This window comes from Streptomyces sp. NPDC005761 (genome assembly GCF_040630635.1).
GTDB lineage: Bacteria > Actinomycetota > Actinomycetes > Streptomycetales > Streptomycetaceae > Streptomyces.
Map to the genome: position 1 here is coordinate 169,942 of NZ_JBEXXX010000004.1, position 21,199 is coordinate 191,140.

The 21,199-nt window shown below is 67.4% G+C and carries 15 protein-coding genes and 1 tRNA gene; 5 read left to right on the plus strand and 11 right to left on the minus strand.

The annotated features are described in order from the left end of the window. Positions 1-206 precede the first annotated feature (206 nt). Positions 207-698 carry a MarR family transcriptional regulator gene (locus tag ABZ434_RS06090; RefSeq protein WP_359132455.1) on the minus strand — a complete coding sequence of 164 codons (492 nt, stop codon included), beginning with the start codon at positions 696-698 and terminating at the stop codon, positions 207-209. Positions 699-936: 238 nt separating this feature from the next. On the opposite strand from ABZ434_RS06090, the gene pepN reads away from it, so the two are divergent. The 3 genes from pepN to ABZ434_RS06105 all read left to right on the plus strand — a co-directional run bounded on the left by pepN (position 937) and on the right by ABZ434_RS06105 (position 6,531). Continuing rightward, positions 937-3,468, plus strand: coding sequence for an aminopeptidase N (gene pepN / locus ABZ434_RS06095; protein ID WP_359132456.1), 2,532 nt, complete (start codon positions 937-939; stop codon positions 3,466-3,468). 244 nt (positions 3,469-3,712) lie between these two features. Then, a complete protein-coding gene (locus ABZ434_RS06100) occupies positions 3,713-5,116 on the plus strand; it encodes an aminotransferase class V-fold PLP-dependent enzyme (RefSeq protein WP_359132457.1) in 1,404 nt (467 codons plus the stop codon). Continuing rightward, complete coding sequence (locus ABZ434_RS06105; RefSeq protein WP_359132458.1) at positions 5,113-6,531, plus strand: SidA/IucD/PvdA family monooxygenase; 1,419 nt, start codon at positions 5,113-5,115, stop codon at positions 6,529-6,531. Before ABZ434_RS06100 ends, ABZ434_RS06105 begins: the two co-directional genes overlap by 4 nt. A gap of 73 nt (positions 6,532-6,604) precedes the next feature. Here the strand turns inward: ABZ434_RS06105 and ABZ434_RS06110 are convergent, their stop codons facing one another. Beyond that, complete coding sequence (locus ABZ434_RS06110; protein WP_359132584.1) at positions 6,605-8,404, minus strand: 5'-nucleotidase C-terminal domain-containing protein; 1,800 nt, start codon at positions 8,402-8,404, stop codon at positions 6,605-6,607. Positions 8,405-8,773: 369 nt separating this feature from the next. On the opposite strand from ABZ434_RS06110, the gene pyk reads away from it, so the two are divergent. Continuing rightward, the gene (gene pyk / locus ABZ434_RS06115; RefSeq protein ID WP_359132459.1) at positions 8,774-10,207 is read left to right on the plus strand and encodes a pyruvate kinase; all 1,434 of its coding nucleotides are present in this window, start codon (positions 8,774-8,776) and stop codon (positions 10,205-10,207) included. Between the two features lie 10 nt (positions 10,208-10,217). On the opposite strand, the gene ABZ434_RS06120 is transcribed toward pyk, so the two are convergent. Next, positions 10,218-10,997, minus strand: coding sequence for a helix-turn-helix domain-containing protein (locus tag ABZ434_RS06120; RefSeq protein WP_359132460.1), 780 nt, complete (start codon positions 10,995-10,997; stop codon positions 10,218-10,220). Positions 10,998-11,108: 111 nt separating this feature from the next. Beyond that, a tRNA-Leu gene (locus ABZ434_RS06125) sits at positions 11,109-11,181 on the minus strand. A 100-nt stretch (positions 11,182-11,281) separates the two neighbouring features. Here ABZ434_RS06125 and ABZ434_RS06130 point away from each other — a divergent pair. Then, entirely contained in the window at positions 11,282-11,932 is a 651-nt protein-coding gene (locus tag ABZ434_RS06130) for a response regulator (RefSeq protein ID WP_148015825.1), read from the plus strand. Between the two features lie 70 nt (positions 11,933-12,002). Here the strand turns inward: ABZ434_RS06130 and ABZ434_RS06135 are convergent, their stop codons facing one another. The 7 genes from ABZ434_RS06135 to ABZ434_RS06165 form a co-directional block, all read right to left on the minus strand. Next, positions 12,003-12,719 carry an ABC transporter ATP-binding protein gene (locus tag ABZ434_RS06135; protein ID WP_136330592.1) on the minus strand — a complete coding sequence of 239 codons (717 nt, stop codon included), beginning with the start codon at positions 12,717-12,719 and terminating at the stop codon, positions 12,003-12,005. Then, positions 12,716-13,615 (minus strand): ABC transporter ATP-binding protein, encoded by a 900-nt coding sequence (locus ABZ434_RS06140; protein ID WP_359132586.1) that lies wholly within the window; start codon positions 13,613-13,615, stop codon positions 12,716-12,718. Before ABZ434_RS06140 ends, ABZ434_RS06135 begins: the two co-directional genes overlap by 4 nt. 5 nt (positions 13,616-13,620) lie before the next feature. After that, positions 13,621-15,408: a branched-chain amino acid ABC transporter permease gene (locus ABZ434_RS06145; protein ID WP_359132462.1), complete on the minus strand. Its 1,788-nt coding sequence runs from the start codon at positions 15,406-15,408 to the stop codon at positions 13,621-13,623. 5 nt (positions 15,409-15,413) lie between these two features. After that, positions 15,414-16,343 (minus strand): branched-chain amino acid ABC transporter permease, encoded by a 930-nt coding sequence (locus ABZ434_RS06150; RefSeq protein WP_306069759.1) that lies wholly within the window; start codon positions 16,341-16,343, stop codon positions 15,414-15,416. A 106-nt stretch (positions 16,344-16,449) separates the two neighbouring features. Beyond that, positions 16,450-17,661 carry a branched-chain amino acid ABC transporter substrate-binding protein gene (locus ABZ434_RS06155; protein WP_359132588.1) on the minus strand — a complete coding sequence of 404 codons (1,212 nt, stop codon included), beginning with the start codon at positions 17,659-17,661 and terminating at the stop codon, positions 16,450-16,452. Between the two features lie 647 nt (positions 17,662-18,308). Continuing rightward, positions 18,309-18,779, minus strand: coding sequence for a hotdog fold thioesterase (locus ABZ434_RS06160; RefSeq protein ID WP_359132463.1), 471 nt, complete (start codon positions 18,777-18,779; stop codon positions 18,309-18,311). Positions 18,780-18,887: 108 nt separating this feature from the next. Continuing rightward, entirely contained in the window at positions 18,888-21,161 is a 2,274-nt protein-coding gene (locus tag ABZ434_RS06165; RefSeq protein ID WP_359132464.1) for an FdhF/YdeP family oxidoreductase, read from the minus strand. Positions 21,162-21,199: the final 38 nt, after the last annotated feature.

Consider the following 21,199-nt stretch of genomic DNA (forward strand, 5'->3'; position numbering starts at 1 on the left):
CGGCGGCGGCCCATATCAAGCCGGTCCGGCGATTGAGGACACCTCCACGCCGAGGGCGGCGGCGCCCAACATCAAGCCCGTCCGGCGATTGAGGACACACCCGCGCCGGGGGCGGCGGCGCCCAACATCAAGCCGGTCCGGCGATTGAGGACACACCCGCACCGGGCCCACCCGCGCCCGCGGAGCGAACCCGCCCCCGCCAACCGCTACTCGCCCGACTCCGCCGCCAGCACAGACCGCTCCAGCTTCTCCAGCAGCCCCGCCAACTGCGCACACTCCTGCGGCGACAACCCCGCCAGCATCCGCCGCTCATTGTCCAGATGCTCCGAGAACAACGCGTCGATCACCGACAGACCCTCATCGGTCAGCCGCGAATGCACCACCCGGCGATCCTGCGGATCCCGCTCCCGCCGGATCAGCCCGTCCTTCTCCAGACGGTCTATCCGCAACGTCACACCCGCCGAACTGATCAACCCGGAATCGGCCAGCTCACCCGCCGTACGCCGAAACGGCGCCCCCGCCCGCCGCAGCGCCGTCAGCACATCGAAACCGGCCATCGACAAACCCTTACGCTCCACCGGCCGCGAGATCGCCGCGCTGTAGCGCAAGAACGCCCGGTGCAGCCGGCCGAAGACCTCCAGCGGAGCCGTATCCAGCTCAGGCCGCTCCCGCCGCCAGTCCGCCACGATCGACGCCACCGCATCCTCCCGCCGCGCGGACCCGGCGGACCCGGCAGACCCCGCGGAATCCCCGGACCCCCCAGAACCTCCGGTCACACCGGAACTCGCGGAAGCCTGGTCCTTCGCCATCCCGGGAACTCCTCCGTACAGGTACACGTCATCAAGAATCTTAGCCCTCAAAGGCCCCCGGCGGACCGCGTCAGCCCAGCGAGAACCCCCCTGCACACCGCCCACCGCATACGGCAGCATGGCCACCATGTCCGTACTGACGCGCGATGAAGCGCAGGCCCGAGCCCAGATCCTCGACGTACAGCGGTACACGATCGACCTCGATCTGACCGCGGGGGAGGAGACCTTCGACTCCCGCACCGTCATCCAGTTCACCGCCCTCGCCGCCGGTGACACCTTCGTCGAGCTCAAGCCCGCCACCTTGCGCTCCATCAGCCTCGACGGGCACCCCCTGGACCCCGCCGACCTCACCGAGAACCGCTTCCCCCTCCCCGCCCTCCCCGCCGGCCCCCACGAACTACGCGTCGACGCAGCCATGCGCTACTCCCGCACCGGCGAAGGCATGCACCGCTTCACCGACCCCACCGACAACGAGACCTACGTCTACACGCAGCTCTTCATGGAGGACGTCCAGCGCGTCTTCGCCGCATTCGACCAGCCCGACCTCAAATCCGTCTTCGCCCTCACCGTCACCGCACCCGAAGGCTGGACCGTCCTCGGCAACGGCATCGCCGAGCACACCGGCGACGGCCGCTGGACCATCGCCCCCACACCCCCCGTCTCCACCTACCTCGTCGCCGTCGCCGCAGGCCCCTGGCACTCCGTGACCACCGAACACGCCGGACTGCCCTTCGGCATCCACTGCCGCAACTCCCTCGCCCCCCACCTCGACGCCGACGCCGACGAGATCCTCGACATCACCCGCGCCTGCTTCGACCGGTTCCAGGAAAAGTTCGACGAGCCCTACCCCTTCGACTCCTACGACCAGGCCTTCGTCCCCGAATTCAACGCGGGCGCCATGGAGAACCCCGGCCTCGTCACCTTCCGCGACGAATTCATCTACCGCTCCGCCGTCACCGACACCGAACGCCAGACCCGCGGCATGGTCATCGCCCACGAGATGGCCCACATGTGGTTCGGCGACCTCGTCACCCTCGCCTGGTGGGACGACATCTGGCTCAACGAGTCCTTCGCCGAATACATGGGCTACCAGACCCTCGCCGAAGCCACCCGCTTCACCGACACCTGGGTCGACTTCGGCGTCGCCCGCAAGGGCTGGGGATACGACGCCGACCAGCGCCCCTCCACCCACCCCGTCGCCCCCGACCCCACCGCCGTCCCCGACACCGCGTCCGCGATGCTCAACTTCGACGGCATCTCCTACGCCAAGGGCGCATCCGCCCTCCGCCAACTCGTCGCCTGGCTCGGCGAGAAGGACTTCCTGGCCGGCATCAACACCCACTTCGCCCGCCACAAATTCGGCAACGCCACCCTCGCCGACTTCATCGACAACCTCGCCTCCGCCACCGACCGCGACGTCCACGCCTGGGCCGACCAGTGGCTGCGCACCACCGGAGTCGACACCCTCACCCCCCACGTCACCGAGGCCGACACCACCTGGTCCCTCACCGTCGACCACCACGGCACCCGCCCCCACCGCATCACCGTCGGCACCTACGACCACACCATCGACACCCAGTCCGGCCCCGACCGCCTCGTCCTGCGCGACCGCTTCGACATCGGCATCCCCCAGGACAGCACCCCCGCGGACAACACCTCCCCGGACGGAACGACCACCCGCCCCGGCCGCCGCCCCGCCCTCGTCGTCCTCAACGACAACGACCTCACCTACGCCAAGATCCGCCTCGACCCCGGCTCCTGGACCACCGTCCTGAACAGCCTCTCCGGCATCCCCGACGCCCTCACCCGCGCCGTCATCTGGAACGCCGCCCGCGACATGGTCCGCGACGGCGAACTCGCCCCCACCACATACCTCGAAGCCGCCCGCACCCACCTCCCCCACGAAACCGACCTCGCCCTCCTCCAAGGCGTCCTCGCCTTCGCCGACACCCAGATCGCCGCCCGCTACATCACCCCACAAGACCGGCCCGCCGCCCTCGCCACCCTCACCGACCTCACCCGCGACCTCATCCGCCGCACCGAGGACGGCACCCAGCCCGGCCTCCGCCTCACCGCCGTACGCCACTTCATCGACGCCGCCACCCAGCCCGACACCATCCACGGCTGGCTCACCGACGGCACCGTCCCCGGCGGCCCCGAACTCGACCCCGAACTGCGCTGGCGCATCCTCACCCGCCTCGCCGTCCTCGGAGCCACCGACGAAACGGCCATCACCGCCGAACTCGAAGCCGACCCCAGCGCCACCGGCCAGGAAGGCGCCGCCCGCTGCCGCGCCGCCCTGCCCACCCCCGAAGCCAAGGCCGCCGCCTGGCACGCCATGTTCACCGACGACACCCTCTCCAACTACCTGTTCACCGCCACCGCCCAAGGCTTCTGGCAGCCCGAACAGACCGACCTCCTCACCGCCTACGTACCCCGCTACTACCCCGACGCCACCGCACTCGCAGTCCGCCGCGGCCCCGCCATCGCCGAAGCCGCCGGACGCCACGCCTTCCCCGCGTACACCATCGACACCGACAGCCTCCACCTCGGCGAACAAGCCCTCACCGACCAGGCCCTCATCCCCGCCCTCCGCCGCAAACTCACCGACCAGATCGACGACCTGCGCCGAGCCCTCACCGTCCGCAACGCCCACTGACCCCAACCCCCGCACCACCCGCACCACCCGTGCCCGGCCCGCCCTCACCCCAGGGCAGGCCGGGCACACCCATATCTACCACCCCCGACCGCACGCACCACTACCACCCACACCCCACACCCACGCCCCCAAGCGCCCAGCCATCCCCCTTTCGAGTTCAGATCACCAGGCTCCCCGGCAACGCCCACCGAAACCCGGACAAGCTGGCATGTCCACCCGTGCGCACCCGAAGGGCCACCCACCCATGCCCACCCCACCCCTCGCCGGATCCACCACCGGCCCCACCGCACTGCGCCCCCTCATCGACACCGTCCTCACCGCCCTCCAAGAAGGCGCCCGCCGCCGCGACGGCCCCCTCCCCGCCGGCGGACCCGACACCGTCACCACCCACATGCGCACCGCCCTCGACCCCCTCATCCCCGAACACGGAACCGGCCCCCACCACGCCCTCGCCACCCTCATCGGCGCACTCACCGAAGGCGCAGCCGACCCCGCAGACCCCCTCTGCACCGCCCACCTCCACACCCCACCCCTCGCCCTCGCCGCCGCCGCAGACCTCGCCGCCTCCGCCCTCAACCCCTCCATGGACTCCTGGGACCAAGCCCCCGCAGCCTCCACCCTCGAAGCCGACACCACCGCAGCACTCGCCGCCGAGATCTACCCCCACCACCCCCACCCCGACGCCCTCATCACCACCGGCGGCACCGAAGCCAACCAACTCGCCCTCCTCCTCGCCCGCGAACGCCACGGCACCGTACAAACCATCTGCGGCACCAACGCCCACCACAGCATCACCCGCGCCACCTGGCTCCTCGGCCTCCCCACCCCCCTCACCATCCCCGCACCCAACGGCACCATCGACCTCACCGCACTCAACGACACCCTCACCCGACACCACGGACCCCACCCCCTCCTCGTCACCGCCACCGCAGGCACCACCGACACCGGCCAGATCGACCCCCTCACCGACATCGCCGACCTCTGCGACACCCACGGCGCCGAACTCCACATCGACGCCGCCTACGGCGGACCCCTCCTCCTCAGCCCCACCCACCGCCACAAAGTCAACGGCCTCCACCGCGCCCACAGCGTCACCCTCGACCTCCACAAACTCGGCTGGCAACCCGCATCAGCCGGCATCCTCGCCGTCCCCGACCACCACCACCTCCACCCCCTCCACCACCACGCCCCCTACCTCAACGCAGACGACGACACCCAAGCCGGACTCCCCGACCTCCTCGGCCGCTCCCTACGCACCACCCGCCGACCCGACGCACTCAAAATCGCCGTCACCCTCCAAGCACTCGGCCGCACCGGACTCGCCGACCTCATCGACCGCACCTGCACCGCCGCCCACCACCTCGCCGACCTCATCACCAAAAACCCCACCCTCGACCTCTACGACAGACCCACCATCACCACCGTCCTCTTCCGACCCACCAACACCGACAACCACACCGTCGCCACCATCCGCCGCACCCTCCTCACCCGAGGCCACGCCGTACTCGGCCGCACCCACACCCACGGCCACCTCTGGCTCAAAGCCACCCTCCTCAACCCCCACACCACCCCCGACGACCTCAAAAAACTCCTCGACCTCGTCACCCGCACCACCACCGAACTCACAGAAAGCAACACACACCGATGACAGCCCGGACCGACCGGCCCACCCCCCAGACCGACCAGCCCCACGACCTCGTCGGCATCGGCATCGGCCCCTTCAACCTCTCCCTCGCCGCCCTCGCCCACGGCCTCCCCACCCCCATCGCCGCCACCTTCTACGACCAACGCCCCGCCTTCCACTGGCACCCAGGCCTCCTCATCGACGGCGCCAGCCTCCAAGTCCCCTTCCTCGCAGACCTCGTCACCCTCGCCGACCCCACCAGCCCCTGGACCCTCCTCAACTACCTACGCACCCGCGACCGGCTCTTCCCCTTCTACTTCGCCGAACGCTTCCACATCCAACGCGCCGAATACGACGCCTACTGCCGCTGGGTCAGCGAACAACTCCCCGCCCTCCACTTCAACCACCAGATCGACACCATCCGCTGGAACCCCCAACGCGCCCTGTTCGAAATCGACTACACCCAACTCGACCCCCACGGCCAAGCCGAAGCCCTCGGCCGCACCCACACCCGCCACATCGCCCTCGGCATCGGCACCCAACCCCACATCCCCGAACCCCTCAAACCCCTCGCCGACACCAAAACCGTCCCCGTCATCCACTCCGCCGACTACCTCCACCACCGCCAACAACTCCTCGAAGCCGAACACATCACCGTCATCGGCTCAGGACAATCCGGCGCAGAAATCTTCCTCGACCTCCTCCGCGCCCGCCCCACCGGCCACGAAAAACTCCACTGGCTCGCCCGCACCCCCGCCTTCGCCCCCATGGAGTACTCCAAACTCGGCCTCGAACACTTCACCCCCGACTACACCCACTACTTCCACGCCCTCCCCGAACCCGTACGCGACCAACTCGTCCCCCACCAATGGCAACTCCACAAAGGCATCGACCACGACACCATCACCGCCATCCACGACGAGCTCTACCGCCGCACCCTCCACGGCGGCTGGCCCGACGCCACCCTCACCCCCGGCGTCCACGTACGCACCGCAGGCCGCGTCGCCACCACCCGCATCGAACTCCACCTCGAACACACCCAACAACGCACCCGCACCCGCCTCACCACCAACGCCGTCGTCCTCGCCACCGGCTACCGCGAACGACCCCTCGACCACATCCTCGGCAACCTCGACACCCACCTACGCCGCGACACCGCCGGCCGCCCCCGAATCGACGCCCAATACCGCCTCGACCTCGACCCCACCATCACCGGCAACATCTACGTACAGAACGCCGAACGCCACACCCACGGAGTAGGCGCCCCCGACCTCGGCCTCGCCGCCTGGCGCAGCGCCACCATCCTCAACCACCTCACCGGCACCACCCCCTACCCCCTCCCACAACGCACCGCCTTCACCACCTTCGGCCTCACCCCCCACAACACCAAAATCCCCCCACAGAACCCCACCCTCATCCCCCTCGTCCAAAACAACTGACCACAACCCGCACACACAAAGCGGCCGCCCACCCCCACCAAGGGAAACGAGCGGCCGCCCCACACACCCCCGACTAGAACACCGGAGAACCATCCCGCGTCAGACGCCAGTCCACCGAAGCGAACTCCGCACCATCCACCGAACCCTTCGCCTGCACCCACGAAATAATCGTGTTCCGGATCTCCTCCGAATTAGCCCACAACTGCTTCGCACCCGGCACATGCGGGAAATTACCCCCACCACTCGCCCGGTAATTGTTCACCGCCAACACGAACTGCGCCGCAGGATCGATCGGCTCGCCCCCGAACGACAAATTCACAATCCGCGAACCGTTCGGCTTCGCGATATCGATGTCATACGTCAGACCCGACACCGCATCATAATTGTAATCCGGCGTGCTGTCCGCATTCGTCAGCTTCGACGTATCCACCGGAACACCCGCAGCCGTCTGCACGTAATACCGCGCCGAAAACTCCAGATAATCCTTGATCTGCACACCCGTCAGCAACCGCGCCTCAAGCGTGTTCTCGAACGGATACAACCCCGCCGCATCCTTGATCGTCACATTCCCCGCAGGAATCTGCGCCGTACGCGAGAAACACGAAGCCTGCGACAACACCGGCAACGACGCATACTCACCACCCGCCAACGCCGCCTTCACCGTCTCCGCCTGAACGACATTGATCAGATCGATGATCGGCTCATCCTTCCACGCCGCCTCAGCCGTCGTCATCGCCACCGTCGACGTACCGATCACCTGGTTGACATACGCCACCACCTTCCGATGCTCGTCCACCAGCAGCTTCGTGATCTCCCGGTCCTCCACCACCGTGTTGGAGTTCAACACCTGGGCACCGGCCTTCTCGACCACCCAGCGCCCCTTCTCCCACACCAGATCGAAGTCGAACAACGTCAGCCGCTGACCCCACTTCAACGGCTCCGACAACACGACCTTCTTACCGGTCTGCTTGTTCTCGACGAAATACTCCGGAATCTCCGAGTGCGCATGACCCACCAGGATCGCATCGATCCCCGGCACCTGCTCCGCCACCAGGCCCGCCGCATTCTCCACATACGGAATCTGATCCCCGTACGACGACGTCCCACTGCTCCCCGAATGCGCCGACACGATCACGACATCCGCACCCATCGACCGAAGCCGCGGAACATACTTGGCCGCCTGCTCCTCAAGACCCGGGAACACCATCTTCCCACCGACATTCGCCTTGTCCCAGATCGCAATACCAGGATTCGTCAGCCCCAGAATCGCCACCCGCACATCCCGGCCGTGCGGCGTACGCAGCTTCTTGATCACATACGGCGCGAACGCCGGCCGCAACGTCTTCGCATCCAGCGCGTTCGCCCCCAGCAGCGGGAAGTCACACTGCTCCTCGAACTTCCGCAGCACCGGAATGCCGTAGTTGAACTCGTGGTTCCCCAGCGCCGCCGCGTCATACCCGATCGCGTTCATCGCCTGCGCCATCGGGTGCACCGGACCGTGCTTCGCCGTGATCGGGTCGATCTTCGCGTAGTAGTACGACAACTGAGTGCCCTGGATCGTGTCACCCGCATCGATCATCAGGGTGTTGTGACGGCCCTTCTCCCGGCGCACCTGGTCCACCAGCGTCGAGATCTTCGCCAGCCCGACATCGTTGTGCGCCTTGTCGTCGAACTCCTTGTCCGTGAAATAGTCCCAGTTGAAGACATTTCCATGCAGGTCCGTCGTGCCCATCACGGTGAACGAGTACCGCTTCGGCGGACGCCCGTGCCCCCGGCCATGCGCCTCGGCAGGCGCAGCGGTACCCCCCGCGATCGCCACACCCGCACCGGCCGCAGCCGACGTGCCCAGGAACGTCCTTCGGTTCAGCGGCATCTCGTCTCCCACATCTCAGTTCTCTCCGTGCACAGTTCAGCCCGTACACAACGCGCGTAGACCCCACGCACGCGTGGACAACGCGCGTAGATAATCACCCACACACCACCCCCGGCAACACCCCCGGCAGGTTGCTATTCGATGACCACCCACCGCCGCACCCACCGCCGCACCCGCCGCGCATCCGGTTGCCACAGCGAACCCGCCACCCACACCACCCGGCCCCGCACCACCCGAACCCGCCACCGAATGCTCATCCGAGCACCCCGCCGCACAATTCAACACTTGTCAAAAACCCTTCACCCAAAGGACGTTGACCAGTCATGCGCAGCCAAATAACTACCCGTAGGTAAGGTTTAGGCTCGCCCTATGCGCCGAGCCAAAATCGTTTGCACCCTAGGACCCGCCACCGACACATACGACCAGATCAAAGCCCTGGTCGACGCGGGAATGGACATCGCCCGCCTCAATCTCAGCCACGGCACCTACACCGAACACGAAGACCGCTACCACCACGTACGCAAGGCATCCGACGAAGCCGGCCGCAGCGTCGGCATCCTCGCCGACCTTCAAGGCCCGAAGATCCGCCTCGGACGCTTCCGCGAAGGCCCCGTACTCCTTGAACGCGGCGACGACTTCACCATCACCGTCGAACCCATGGAAGGCGACCGCCACACCTGCGGCACCACCTACACCGGCCTCAACACCGACGTCACCCCAGGCGAACGCATCCTCATCGACGACGGCCGCGTCACCCTCGAAGTCACCGCCGTCGACGGCCCCCGCGTCCACACCACCGTCATCGAAGGCGGCATGGTCTCCGACCACAAGGGCCTCAACCTCCCCGGCGTCGCCGTCTCCGTCCCCGCCCTCTCCGAAAAAGACATCGAAGACCTCCGCTGGGCCCTGCGCACCGGCGCCGACGTCATCGCCCTCTCCTTCGTCCGCAGCGGACGCGACATCGAGGACGTCCACCGCATCATGGACGAGGAAGGCCGACGCCTCCCCGTCATCGCCAAGGTCGAAAAGCCCCAGGCCGTCGACAACATCGACGACATCGTCGCCGCCTTCGACGGCATCATGGTCGCCCGCGGCGACCTCGGCGTCGAAATGCCCCTGGAACAGGTCCCGATCGTCCAGAAGCGCGCGATCAAGCTCGCCAAGCGCAACGCCAAGCCGGTCATCGTCGCCACCCAGATGCTCGACTCGATGATCGACAACTCCCGCCCCACCCGCGCCGAGGCCTCCGACGTCGCCAACGCCGTCATCGACGGCACCGACGCGGTGATGCTCTCCGGCGAGACGAGCGTCGGGAAGTACCCCATCGAGACCGTCCGCACGATGTCCCGCATCGTGGAGGCCGCCGAGGAGGACATCCTCGCCAAGGGCCTGCCCCCGCTCACCGACCGCAACAAGCCCCGCACCCAGGGCGGCGCGGTCGCCCGCGCGGCAGCGGAGATGGGCGACTTCCTCGGCGCCAAGTTCCTGGTCGCCTTCACCCAGAGCGGCGACACGGTCAAGCGCCTCTCCCGCTACCGCTCACCCATTCCGCTGCTGGCCTTCACTCCTGACCCGGCCACTCGGTCGCAGCTGAACCTCACGTGGGGCGTGGAGACGTTCCTGGGCCCGCACGTGGACTCGACGGACGCGATGGTGGCGCAGGTCGACGAGGAGCTCCTGAAGATCGGCCGCTGCCAGAAGGGTGACGTCGTGGTCATCACCGCCGGCTCCCCGCCCGGCGTCGCGGGCTCGACGAACCTGGTGCGCGTGCACCACATCGGCGAGGACGACAGCCCGAAGTAGGGTGGTCCGCTCAGTATTTCGGCCCGACGTGTGCGTCCATGAGGGCTACGGACGCCCGTCGGGCGACGGAGATGTTGTACTCCTTGCCCGCGCGGGTGCAGTGCGTCCACTCGATGCCGAGCTTGTCGAGGGTGTCGGTGTAGAGGCGTCGGATGTCGTCCGAGACGTTGGTGAACCAGTACCGCGGATACTCGTACCGCTTCTTCACGCCGCCGACCGTCCTGGTGGTCCAGTTCATGTTCCGGCATCCGTCGGAGTGGATGAGGCCGCGGATGAAGTCCCAGGGGTGGGCGTCGACGATCTCCTGCTGCCAGGGTTCGAGGGCGATGCGGCGGTCGTGCTTCTTGCCGGGGCCGTGTTGGGGGAAGAGGCACGTCCAGTGCTTGGTGAAGGACTTGACCTCGACGCAGCCGTTTCTGTGGCGTCGCCCAGTACGTGGCATGGGCATTACTCGGCGGATCGCGGATTCTGCTTCATCGATCAGGCCGGGGTGGGCATCGCCGCAGAAGATTGACAGATGATGTTGCTTCGGCTTGGAGATGATGTGGCCATCCCCCAGGTAGAGCCCCAGTAGGTAGGCGTAGGCAACGCGATCGAAGTCGCGGTTGGTGCATATCGGGCAGTCGGTTGGCTGCTCGTACTGCACTCCATGCTGTTTGCGGTCCTCGTGCAGCCACCAGCCAATGGTTCCGCGGGGCACATTGAGGAGTTCTGCAACCGCTCGATTCGTGGTCCCGCTCCTCAGCAGAGCAAGCGCTTCGTCGCGAATCGACGGATTGTGCTGTTCCATGCGATGAATTCTTGTGCGACCTTCGATGGCGCATGCCCATCTTGAAGATGCGTTCATCAGCAAGGGTGAAGATCGCCCAAGCGCATCCACGCCTTGGAAACGAAGGAGAAGTGCCCCGAGTCGGATTCGAACCGACGCTGGATGGGTTTTGAATCCATGGCCTCTACCGCTGGGCTACCGGGGCCCCTTCGAAACAAAGGATCCGCAAGACCCTCTGCGCCTCAAACATACCGTAACTAGGTAGGCTCTTGGGAGCAGCACCCCTGTCTTAACCAAGGAGCCCCGTGACCACCCCCGAGTCGCCCCAGCCCGTCGCCGACGACGACAAGTCGCACGTCCCGCCGCTGACGACCCGCGTCGTCATCGCCGAGGACGAGGCGCTCATCCGCCTCGACCTCAAAGAGATGCTCGAAGAAGAGGGGTACTCGGTCGTCGGTGAGGCCGGGGACGGGCAGCAGGCTGTCGAGCTCGCCCGGGAGCACAAGCCGGACCTGGTCATCCTCGATGTGAAGATGCCGGTCCTCGACGGCATCTCGGCCGCCGAGAAGATCGCCGAGGAGTCCATCGCGCCCGTCCTGATGCTCACCGCGTTCTCGCAGCGCGACCTCGTGGAGCGCGCCCGGGACGCCGGGGCGATGGCGTACCTCGTGAAGCCGTTCAGCAAGAGCGATGTCGTACCGGCCATCGAGATGGCGGTGTCGCGGTTCGCGGAGCTGAAGGCGCTGGAGGGGGAGGTCGCGGACCTGTCGCAGCGGCTGGAGACCCGGAAGCTGGTGGACCGGGCGAAGAGCATCCTGCAGACGGACTACGGGCTCTCCGAGCCTGCCGCGTTCCGGTGGATCCAGAAGACGTCGATGGACCGGCGGCTGTCGATGCAGCAGCTGGCGGAGGCGTTGATCGAGGACGCCGAGGAGAAGAAGCGGGCGGCCGAGTAGCCACCCGTACGCGCGTACGAAGAAGCCCGCGCCCCGGACATCCGGGGCGCGGGCTTCTTCGTATGAGGGCTCAGTCCTCGCCGAGGTACGCCTTGCGGACGGACTCGTCGTGGAGGAGGTCCGCTCCGGTGCCGGAGAGGACGATCTTGCCGATCTCCATGACGTGGCCCTGGTCCGCGAGGGAGAGGGCGGCCTGGGCGTTCTGCTCGACGAGCAGGATCGTGGTGCCCGAGGCCTTGAGCTCGACGATGGTTTCCATGATCTTCTGCATCATGATCGGGGAGAGGCCCATGGAGGGCTCGTCGAGCATGAGCAGTTTGGGCTGGGACATGAGGGCGCGTCCCATGGCGAGCATCTGCTGTTCGCCGCCCGAGAGGGTTCCGGCGGCCTGCTTCCGGCGTTCCCCGAGGATGGGGAAGAGGTCGTAGGCGCGCTGGATGTCCTTCTCGATGCCTGCCTTGTCGTTGCGGAGGTAGGCGCCGAGGAGGAGGTTCTCGGTGATCGTCAGCCGGGGGAAGATGTGGCGGCCCTCGGGGGAGTGGGCGAGGCCCAGGGCGACGATCTTGTGTGCGGGGATGTTGGCGAGTGGCTTGCCCTCGAAGAGGATGCGTCCGCCGATGGGCTTGAGCAGTCCGGAGAGGGTGCGCAGGGTGGTGGTTTTGCCGGCGCCGTTGGTGCCGATGAGGGTGACCACCTGGCCGGCGTCGACGGTGAAGGAGATGCCTTTGACGGCTTCGATCTTGCCGTAGGCGACGCGGAGGTCCTCGACCTCGAGCAGTGCGGTCATCGGGTGTCCTCCTCCTCGGTTGTGGTGGTGTCCTTGGTGACGGGTGTGGTGGCCGCTCCGGCCTCTGCCTCGGCTGCTTCGACTTCGGCGACTTCTTCGGCGCCGGGGGCGCCTTCGAAGGGGGTGCCGAGGTAGGCGGCGATGACGCGTTCGTCGCTCTGGACGACCTCGGCGGTGCCTTCGACGAGTTTTTCGCCCTGTACGAGGCAGGCGACGCGGTCGCTGAGGTTGAAGATGAAGCGCATGTCGTGCTCGATGACGAGGACGGCGATGCCCTGGTCCCGGATGGCGAAGATGAGTTCTTCGGTGACGCGGGTTTCCTGGGGGTTCATGCCGGCGGTGGGCTCGTCCAGGAGGAGGAGGCCGGGGTCGCTGGCGAGTGCGCGGGCGATTTCCAGCTTGCGCTGGTCTCCGTAGGGGAGGTTGCGCGCGAGGTGGTCGGCCTTGTCCTGGAGGCCGATGAACTCGAGTAGTTCCATGGCGCGTTCGTGGCTGGCCTGTTCGGCTTTGGTGAAGCCGGGGAGGCGCAGGAGCGCGGACCAGAGGCCTTCCTTGGTCCTGGTGTGGCGTCCGACGAGGACGTTTTCCAGGACGGTCATGTTGGCGAAGAGCCTGATGTTCTGGAAGGTGCGGGCGATGCCTGCCTTGGTGACGAGGTGGGGCTTGGGCGGCAGGACGGTGCCCTTGTAGCTGACCTTGCCCTCGGTGGGGACGTAGAGGCCGGTGAGGCAGTTGAAGAAGGTGGTTTTGCCGGCGCCGTTGGGGCCGATGAGTCCGACGATTTCGCCCGCGTTGACGGTGAGGTCGACGTTGCGTACGGCGGTGAGGCCGCCGAAGCGCATGGTGACGCCGCTGGCGTCGAGGACGGTGGTCGTGGTGTTCGTGGTGGTGGTCATGGTGGTCACGCCCCCGCCTTGGTGATGCCGGCGTCGGCTTCTTCGGGCTGCCGTGGTTCGGGTACGAGGACGGGTTCGTCGTTCTCGTGGAATTCGAGTTGCTTGCGGCGGTCGGCGATCAGGCCTTCGGGGCGGAAGCGCATCAGGAGGATGAGTGCGATGCCGAAGAGGAAGAGCTGGTAGTCCTGCATGAACTGCAGTTTCGCCGGGATGAGGTAGAGCAGTGCGGCGCCGACGAAGGGTCCGCTGAGGGTTCCCATGCCGCCGAGGATGACGGCGGCGAGGAGGAAGGCGGAGTTCGGGGGTACGGAGCCGGCGAACTGGTACTGCTCGGGTGTCACGGTGTAGTTGACGTGTGACTGGACGGTGCCGGCGAGTCCGGCGAGGGTGGCGCCGAGGGCGAAGGCGAGCAGTTTGAGCCGGAAGGCGTTGATGCCCATGGCGGTGGCTGCGGTTTCGTCCTCGCGGATGGCGACCCAGGCGCGGCCGATGCGGGAGTCTCCGGAGCGGCGGAAGACCAGTACGACGACGGCGGTGACGACGAGCATCAGCAGGTAGTAGTTGGCCGGCCTGCTGAGGGTGAAGGGGCCGATGTCGTGGCTGAGTCCGAAGTCGATCCCGAAGAGGTTGAGGTCCGGGATGCTGGGGATGCCTTGGGAGCCGTTGGTGAGGTCGGGTCCGCTGTTGCCGTTGAGGTTGTTGACGGTGACGCGGAAGATCTCTCCGAAGCCGAGGGTGACGATGGCGAGGTAGTCGCCGCGCAGTCGCAGGGTCGGGGCGCCGATGAGGACGCCGAAGATCAGTGAGACTGCGGCTCCGGTGAGGACGGCGGCCCAGAAGGGGAGGTGGACGCCGATGGCGGAGAGGGGTGCGCCGGAGACGAGGGCGGCTGTGTAGGCGCCGACGCCGAGGAAGGCGACGTAGCCGAGGTCGAGGAGGCCTGCGAGGCCGACGACGACGTTGAGGCCGAGTGCGACGGTGGCGAAGATGAGGATGTTCGCGCCGATGAGGGCGTATTCCGCGGTGTCCTGGGTGAAGGGGAAGCAGAAGGCTGCGACCAGGGCTGCGGCGAGGGTGACGTTGCGGTGCTTCGTGGTCAGCGCGGTGATGCGGGCGATGAGTCCGGCCCGGGTGAGTGCGGTGAAGGTGAAGCCTGCGGTGATGAGGAAGCCGATGAACTGTTCGGATTCCTCGGTGGGGATGTCGATCCCGTAGGTGAAGACGTACAGCGCGGCGCCGAAGGCTGCGGCGATGATGAGGATTTCGGCCCAGGCGGGGAGGGTCTGGGCGCGACGGGCCGACGGTGCGGCGAGGCTGTTGCGGAAGCGTTGCCAGGTGTTGGCCGGGGGGCCGTCGGCGGGGAGTGGTTCGTCGCTGGGGAGTCCGAGGGCGGCGATGAGGGCGATGAGTGCGCCGATGCCGCTGACCCAGGCTCCGGGTTCGAGGTTGACCACGCCGCCGAGTTCGTAGGCGATGGCACCGATGGTGTAGCCGGTGGTGCCGAGGGTGGCGAGGGCGAGGAGGCGTACGGGGCTGTTGGTGCCGCCGGGGGTGAGCCAGCGCAGGCCTCGGATGCCGTATCCGCAGAGGGTGAAGAGGAGGGTGAGGATCGCGGTGGTGAGGGTGAGGATCTGGAGGCCGCCGGGGTAGCCGGTGACGGTGAGGTCGCCGGGGAATTCGGAGGTCCAGGTCCAGGGGAGGAAGGTGCCGGCGAGTGCGATGGCCGCGCCTGCCGCGGTGGCGATCCGGGCGAGGGGTGCGGGCAGCGGGATGAGTGCTTTCTGGGTGGTCATCCGTATCACGCCCGATCCGCGACGCGTTCGCCGAGCAGGCCCTGGGGCCGGAGCAGCAGGACGACGATGAGGAGGACGAAGGCCCACACGTCCTTCCAGGCGCCGCCGCCGAAGAGGTCCATGCCGGGGACGTCGCTCATGTAGCCGGTGGCGAGGGATTCGGCGACGCCGAGTACGACTCCGCCGAGCATGGCGCCGTAGATGTTGCCGATGCCGCCGAGTACGGCTGCGGTGAAGGCCTTGAGGCCCATGATGAAGCCCATTTTGAAGCCGATCTGGCCGTTCTTGAGCCCGTAGGCGACGGCGGCGACGGCTGCGAACGCGGCACCGATGGCGAAGGCCATGACGATGATGCGGTCGGTGTTGATGCCCATGAGTTTGGCGGTGTCGGGGTCTTGCGAGGTGGCTTGCATGCCGCGGCCGGAGCGGGTCTTGGAGACGAAGAGGCCGAGGGCGATCATGCAGACGGGTGCGGCGATGAGGACGAAGAGGTCACCGCGTTGGATGTGGGCGCCGAAGAGGTCGAAGGCTTCGCCCTTGAACTGGGGGAAGGGTCGGTCCTTGGTGGCGTTGGGGTACCACTTCCAGATGGCCTGCTGGAGTGCGAGGGAGAGTCCGATCGCGGTGATCAGCGGGGCGAGTCTGGGGGCGGTGCGCAGTGGCCGGTAGGCGAAGCGTTCGGCTGCGACGCTGATGGCGACGGAGCATATGACGCCGCCGATGATCATGAGTGGGACGATTGCGAGGAGGTTGGAGCCGGCCGGCATCCAGAGGTACACGGTGAGAGCTCCGAAGCCTCCGATCATGAAGATCTCGCCGTGGGCGAAGTTGATGAGCTGGATGATTCCGTAGACCATCGTGTAGCCGATCGCGATGAGTCCGTACATCGCGCCGAGGATGAGTCCATTGGCCAGCTGTTGCGGCAGTTCGTGCACCGCAGGGCCTCCGTGGAGTGGTTCGGATATGGCACCGCGCGGGAGCGCTCGTAGCGCTCCCGCGCGGTCTGGGGTCAGTCTCGGTCAGGGAGTGACCGGGAGCTTGTTACGGCTTGTAGGCCTCGCTGAGCTTGGAGGCCCACTTGCCGGCGTCGACCTGGTAGGCGGTCATCATGGTGTTGGTGGTGTCGCCGAACTCGTCGAAGGAGACGGGGCCGGTGACGCCTTCGAAGCTGACCTTGCCGACGGCTTCGAGGACCTTGGCGCGGGCGTCGTCGGGGAGCTTGCCGTCGTTGGCTGCGACGACGGCCTTGACGGCCTCGATGATGGCCCAGGTGGCGTCGTAGGTGCCGCCGCCGTAGGCCTCGTAGGCGTCCTTGTATCCGGCGGTCTTGTAGTTGGCGATGAAGGTCTTGGCGGATTCGAGCTCTTCGACGGGCTTGCCGACGGAGGTGGCGATGTCGCCCTGGGCCTTCTTGTTGAGCTTGATGAAGTCGGCGCTGTACATGCCGTCGCCGCCCATGAGGGGGATCTGGACGCTGTCCTTGAGCTGCTGGCTCAGGGGGGCGCCGGCGGGGTATTCGCCGCCGTAGTAGACGGCCTTGGCGCCGGACTTCTTGACCTTGGTCACGACGGCGTTGAAGTCGCGGTCGTCGGGGTTGACGTGGTCGGAGCCGGCGATCTTGCCGCCGAGGCCGGTGAACGTCGCCTTGAAGGAGGCTGCGAGACCGGCGCCGTAGGGCTTCTGGTCGTCGATGAGGTAGACCTGCTTGATCTTCGCGTTGTTGTACAGGTACTTCGCGGCGAAGGCGCCCTGGATCTGGTCCGTGGTGGCGGTGCGGAAGTAGGTCTTGAAGGGGCGCTTCTTGTCGCCGGTCTTCCAGTTGTCGCCCTGGGTCAGCTCGGTGCCCGTGTTGGCGGGGGAGATCTGGGTGAGGCCGGCGTCGTTGAGCGGCTTCTGCATCGACTGGGAGACGCCGGAGTTCAGCGGGCCGACGACGCCGAGGACCTTTTTGTTGTCGATGAACTTGGTGGCGTTCTGCTGGCCGACGGAGGGCTGCGCCTGGTCGTCGAGCGGCTGGACCTCGAAGGTGATGCCGGGGACGGTCTTGTCCTTGTTCGCCGTCTTGGCGGCGAGGTCGGCGGAGTTCTTGATGCCGAGGCCGAGGGCGGAGAGGTCGCCGGTCAGCGGTGCGTCGACGCCGATGACGACGGTCTGGGTGCCGCCGCTGTCGCTGCTCTTCTTGTCGTCGTCGCGCGACCCGCAGGCGGTGAGTGTCAGTGCTCCTGTGGTGAGCACTGTGGTGAGGATGAGCAAAGAACGGTGTCGCACGAAAAGTCCTTTCCCTGGCGCGGCCTCCTCTGCTTGAGGTGCCGTGTCGTTCGCCGGGCCGTACTGGTTGGTACAGGGCCGTGCTGCAGACGCGCCCGGCGGCGCGGTGACTGGCGGTGACTCTAAGGGCAGGGGTGGGGGTCGGGGATGGGGGTGGAGCAGGATGTGACTGTCTTGTTATGCCCTTGAGCAAGGCTTGAGGTGGCTGTGTGGACATGTACGGCTTTTTACCGGACGGCGAAGTGACCGCATGCTGAGAACGTGCAGCTCTGTTAAGGGGCTTGGGGTGATCTTGGTGCTGTCGTGTGGTGGGGGTGTGTGAGGGCGGGTGAGGGCGCGCCTGAGTGCCCGGTGCCTGCGGGGCCGGGTGTTTTGTGCTGCGTCGGGCGGGTGCACATTGCGCGTTTGTTACGCAGTGTTACAGCCGGGGTGGTGTGGTCGACGCGGTGTGGTGGGGGTGCGGGCGGGGTGTGGCAGATGAGTGGGCCACGGAACGGGGTGGGCGGTCAAGGGCGTTGGCTGCCGGTGTTGTGCAAGTTCTGTGTGTGTGGCGGTGGTTGTGCCCGGGTATGGCGCTGCCCGGCCGGGTTGGGGATCCGGCCGGGCAGGGGTGGTGCGGGGGTGGTGGGGGGTCAGGAGGCGTTGGTCCCGGGGAGGTCGCGGAGGAGGCAGGTGAGGCGGGCGGTGCAGACCCGCTTGTCCTGTTCGTCGGTGATGACGATCTCGTAGGTGGCGGTGGTGCGGCCGCGGTGTACGGGGGTGGCGACGCCGGTGACGAGGCCGCTTCGTGCCCCTCGGTGATGGGTGCAGTTCAGGTCGACGCCGACCGCGATTTTGGTGGCGCCGCCGTGGAGCATGGAGCCGACGGAGCCGAGGGTCTCGGCGAGGACGGCGGAGGCGCCGCCGTGCAGGAGTCCGTAGGGCTGGGTGTTGCCTTCGACGGGCATGGTGCCGACGACGCGGTCCGCGGAGGCTTCGATGATCTGGACGCCCATGCGTTCGCCGAGGTGGCCTGCGGAGAAGAGGGCGGGCAGGTCGACGCCGAGGGCGGCGTACTCGTCGATGATCTCCTGGGGGAACTGGGGTGTGGTGTGCTCGCCCATGGTCCGGCTCCGATCGTCTGCGGTGGTTCGCTGCTGAGTGCACGTTCTTGTGTGCACTGTTCTTATCAGACGACTGAGCGGGCGCTTAGTGCGCCCGCCCCGGGGGTGTCAGGTCATGTTCTCGAAGCGCACCACGACGGACTTGCTGGCGGGGGTGTTGCTGGTGTCCGCGGTGGAGTCCAGGGGGACCAGCACGTTGGTCTCCGGGTAGTACGCGGCGGCGCAGCCCCGGGCGGTGGGGTAGTGGACGACGCGGAAGCCGGGGGCCCGTCGTTCCGTGCCGTCCTTCCATTCGCTGACGAGGTCGGTGTAGGTGCCGTCGGGGAGGCCGAGGGCGGTGGCGTCGTCGGGGTTGACGAGGACGACGCGGCGTCCGCCCTTGATGCCGCGGTAGCGGTCGTCGAGGCCGTAGATGGTGGTGTTGTACTGGTCGTGGGAGCGCAGGGTCTGCAGCAGGAGGCGGCCTTCGGGGAGTTCGGGGAACTCGACGGGGGCGGCGGTGAAGTTGGCCTTGCCGGTGGCGGTGGGGAAGCGGCGGGAGTCGCGGGGGGCGTGGGGGAGGGTGAATCCGCCGGGGTGGGCGACGCGCTGGTTGAAGTTCTCGAAGCCGGGGACGACGCGGGAGATGCGGTCGCGGATCGTCGCGTAGTCCTTCTCGAACTCCTCCCAGGGTGTGGTGGAGGCGGGGCCGAGCATGGCGCGGGCGAGGCGGGCGACGATGGCGGGTTCGGAGAGCAGGTGGGGGCCGGCGGGGGTGAGGTTGCCGCGGGAGGCGTGCACCATGCTCATGGAGTCCTCGACGGTGACGAACTGCTTTCCGCCTGCCTGGACGTCCTTGTCGGTGCGGCCGAGGGTGGGCAGGATCAGCGCGCGGGTGCCGGTGACGGTGTGGGAGCGGTTGAGCTTGGTGGAGACGTGGACGGTGAGGCGTGCGTTGCGCATTGCGGCCTCGGTGACGTCGGTGTCGGGGGAGGCGGAGACGAAGTTGCCGCCCATGGCGAAGAAGACCTTGGCGTCGCCGTCGCGCAGGGCGCGGATGGAGCGGACGACGTCGTAGCCGTGGTGGCGCGGTGAGGTGATGGAGAATTCCTTGTCGAGGGCGTCGAGGAACGCCGCCGACGGCCTCTCGAAGATGCCCATGGTGCGGTCGCCCTGGACGTTGGAGTGGCCGCGCACGGGGCAGACTCCGGCGCCGGTCCGGCCGATGTTGCCGCGCAGGAGGAGGAAGTTGACGACTTCGCGGATGGTCGGCACGGAGTGTTTGTGCTGGGTGAGGCCCATGGCCCAGCACACGATGGTGCGCTTCGACGCGAGGACCATGGTGAGGGCCTCTTCGATGGCGGAGCGGTCGAGGCCGGTCGCGGCGAGGGTCTGTTCCCAGTCGGCTTCGGCGGCCGCGGCGGCGAACTCCTCGTAGCCGTGGGTGTGTGCGGTCACGAAGGCCTCGTCGACGGCGCCCTCGGTGTCGAGGATCATTTTGTTGAGGAGCCGGAAGAGGGCCTGGTCGCCGCCGATGCGGATCTGGAGGAACAGGTCGTTGAGTGCCGTGCCCTTGACCATGCCGAGGGGGGTCTGCGGGTTCTTGAAGCGTTCGAGTCCGGCCTCGGGCAGCGGGTTCACCGAAATGATCTTCGCTCCGGCGGCCTTGGCCTTCTCCAGGGCGGAGAGCATCCGGGGGTGGTTGGTGCCGGGGTTCTGTCCGGCGACGATGATCAGGTCGGCGTGGTGGAGGTCCTCCAGGGAGACGGAGCCCTTTCCTACGCCGATGGTCTCGGTGAGCGCCGAGCCGGAGGACTCGTGGCACATGTTGGAGCAGTCGGGCAGGTTGTTGGTGCCGAATTCGCGGGCGAAGAGCTGGAGGAGGAACGCGGCCTCGTTGCTGGTGCGTCCGGAGGTGTAGAAGAGCGCTTCGTCGGGGGAGGCGAGGGCGCGGAGCTCCTCCGCGATGACGGCGAAGGCGCGCTCCCAGGTCACGGCCTCGTACCGGTCCGCGCCCTCGGGGAGGTACATGGGTTGCGTGATGCGTCCTTGCTGGCCGAGCCAGTAGCCGCTGCGGGTGGCGAGATCGGCGAGCGGGTGCGCGGCGAAGAAGTCCGGGGTGACGCGGCGCAGGGTCGCCTCCTCGGCGACGGCCTTGGCGCCGTTCTCGCAGAATTCGGCGGTGTGCCGCTTGTCGCCCTCGGGCCACGCGCAGCCGGGGCAGTCGAAGCCGTCCTTCTGGTTGACCTTGAGGAGGGTCTGCGCGGTGCGGCGGACTCCCATCTGCTGCTGGGCGATGCGCAGGCTCTGGGCGACGGCGGGCAGGCCGGCGGCGGAGTGGTGGGCAGGTTCGACCTGGGGCGCGTCCTGGACCGGGTCTCCTGCGGGCGGCTTGGTGGCCATCGTGCTCCCCTTCGGGCCTGCTGCGGGCCGGCGTGGTC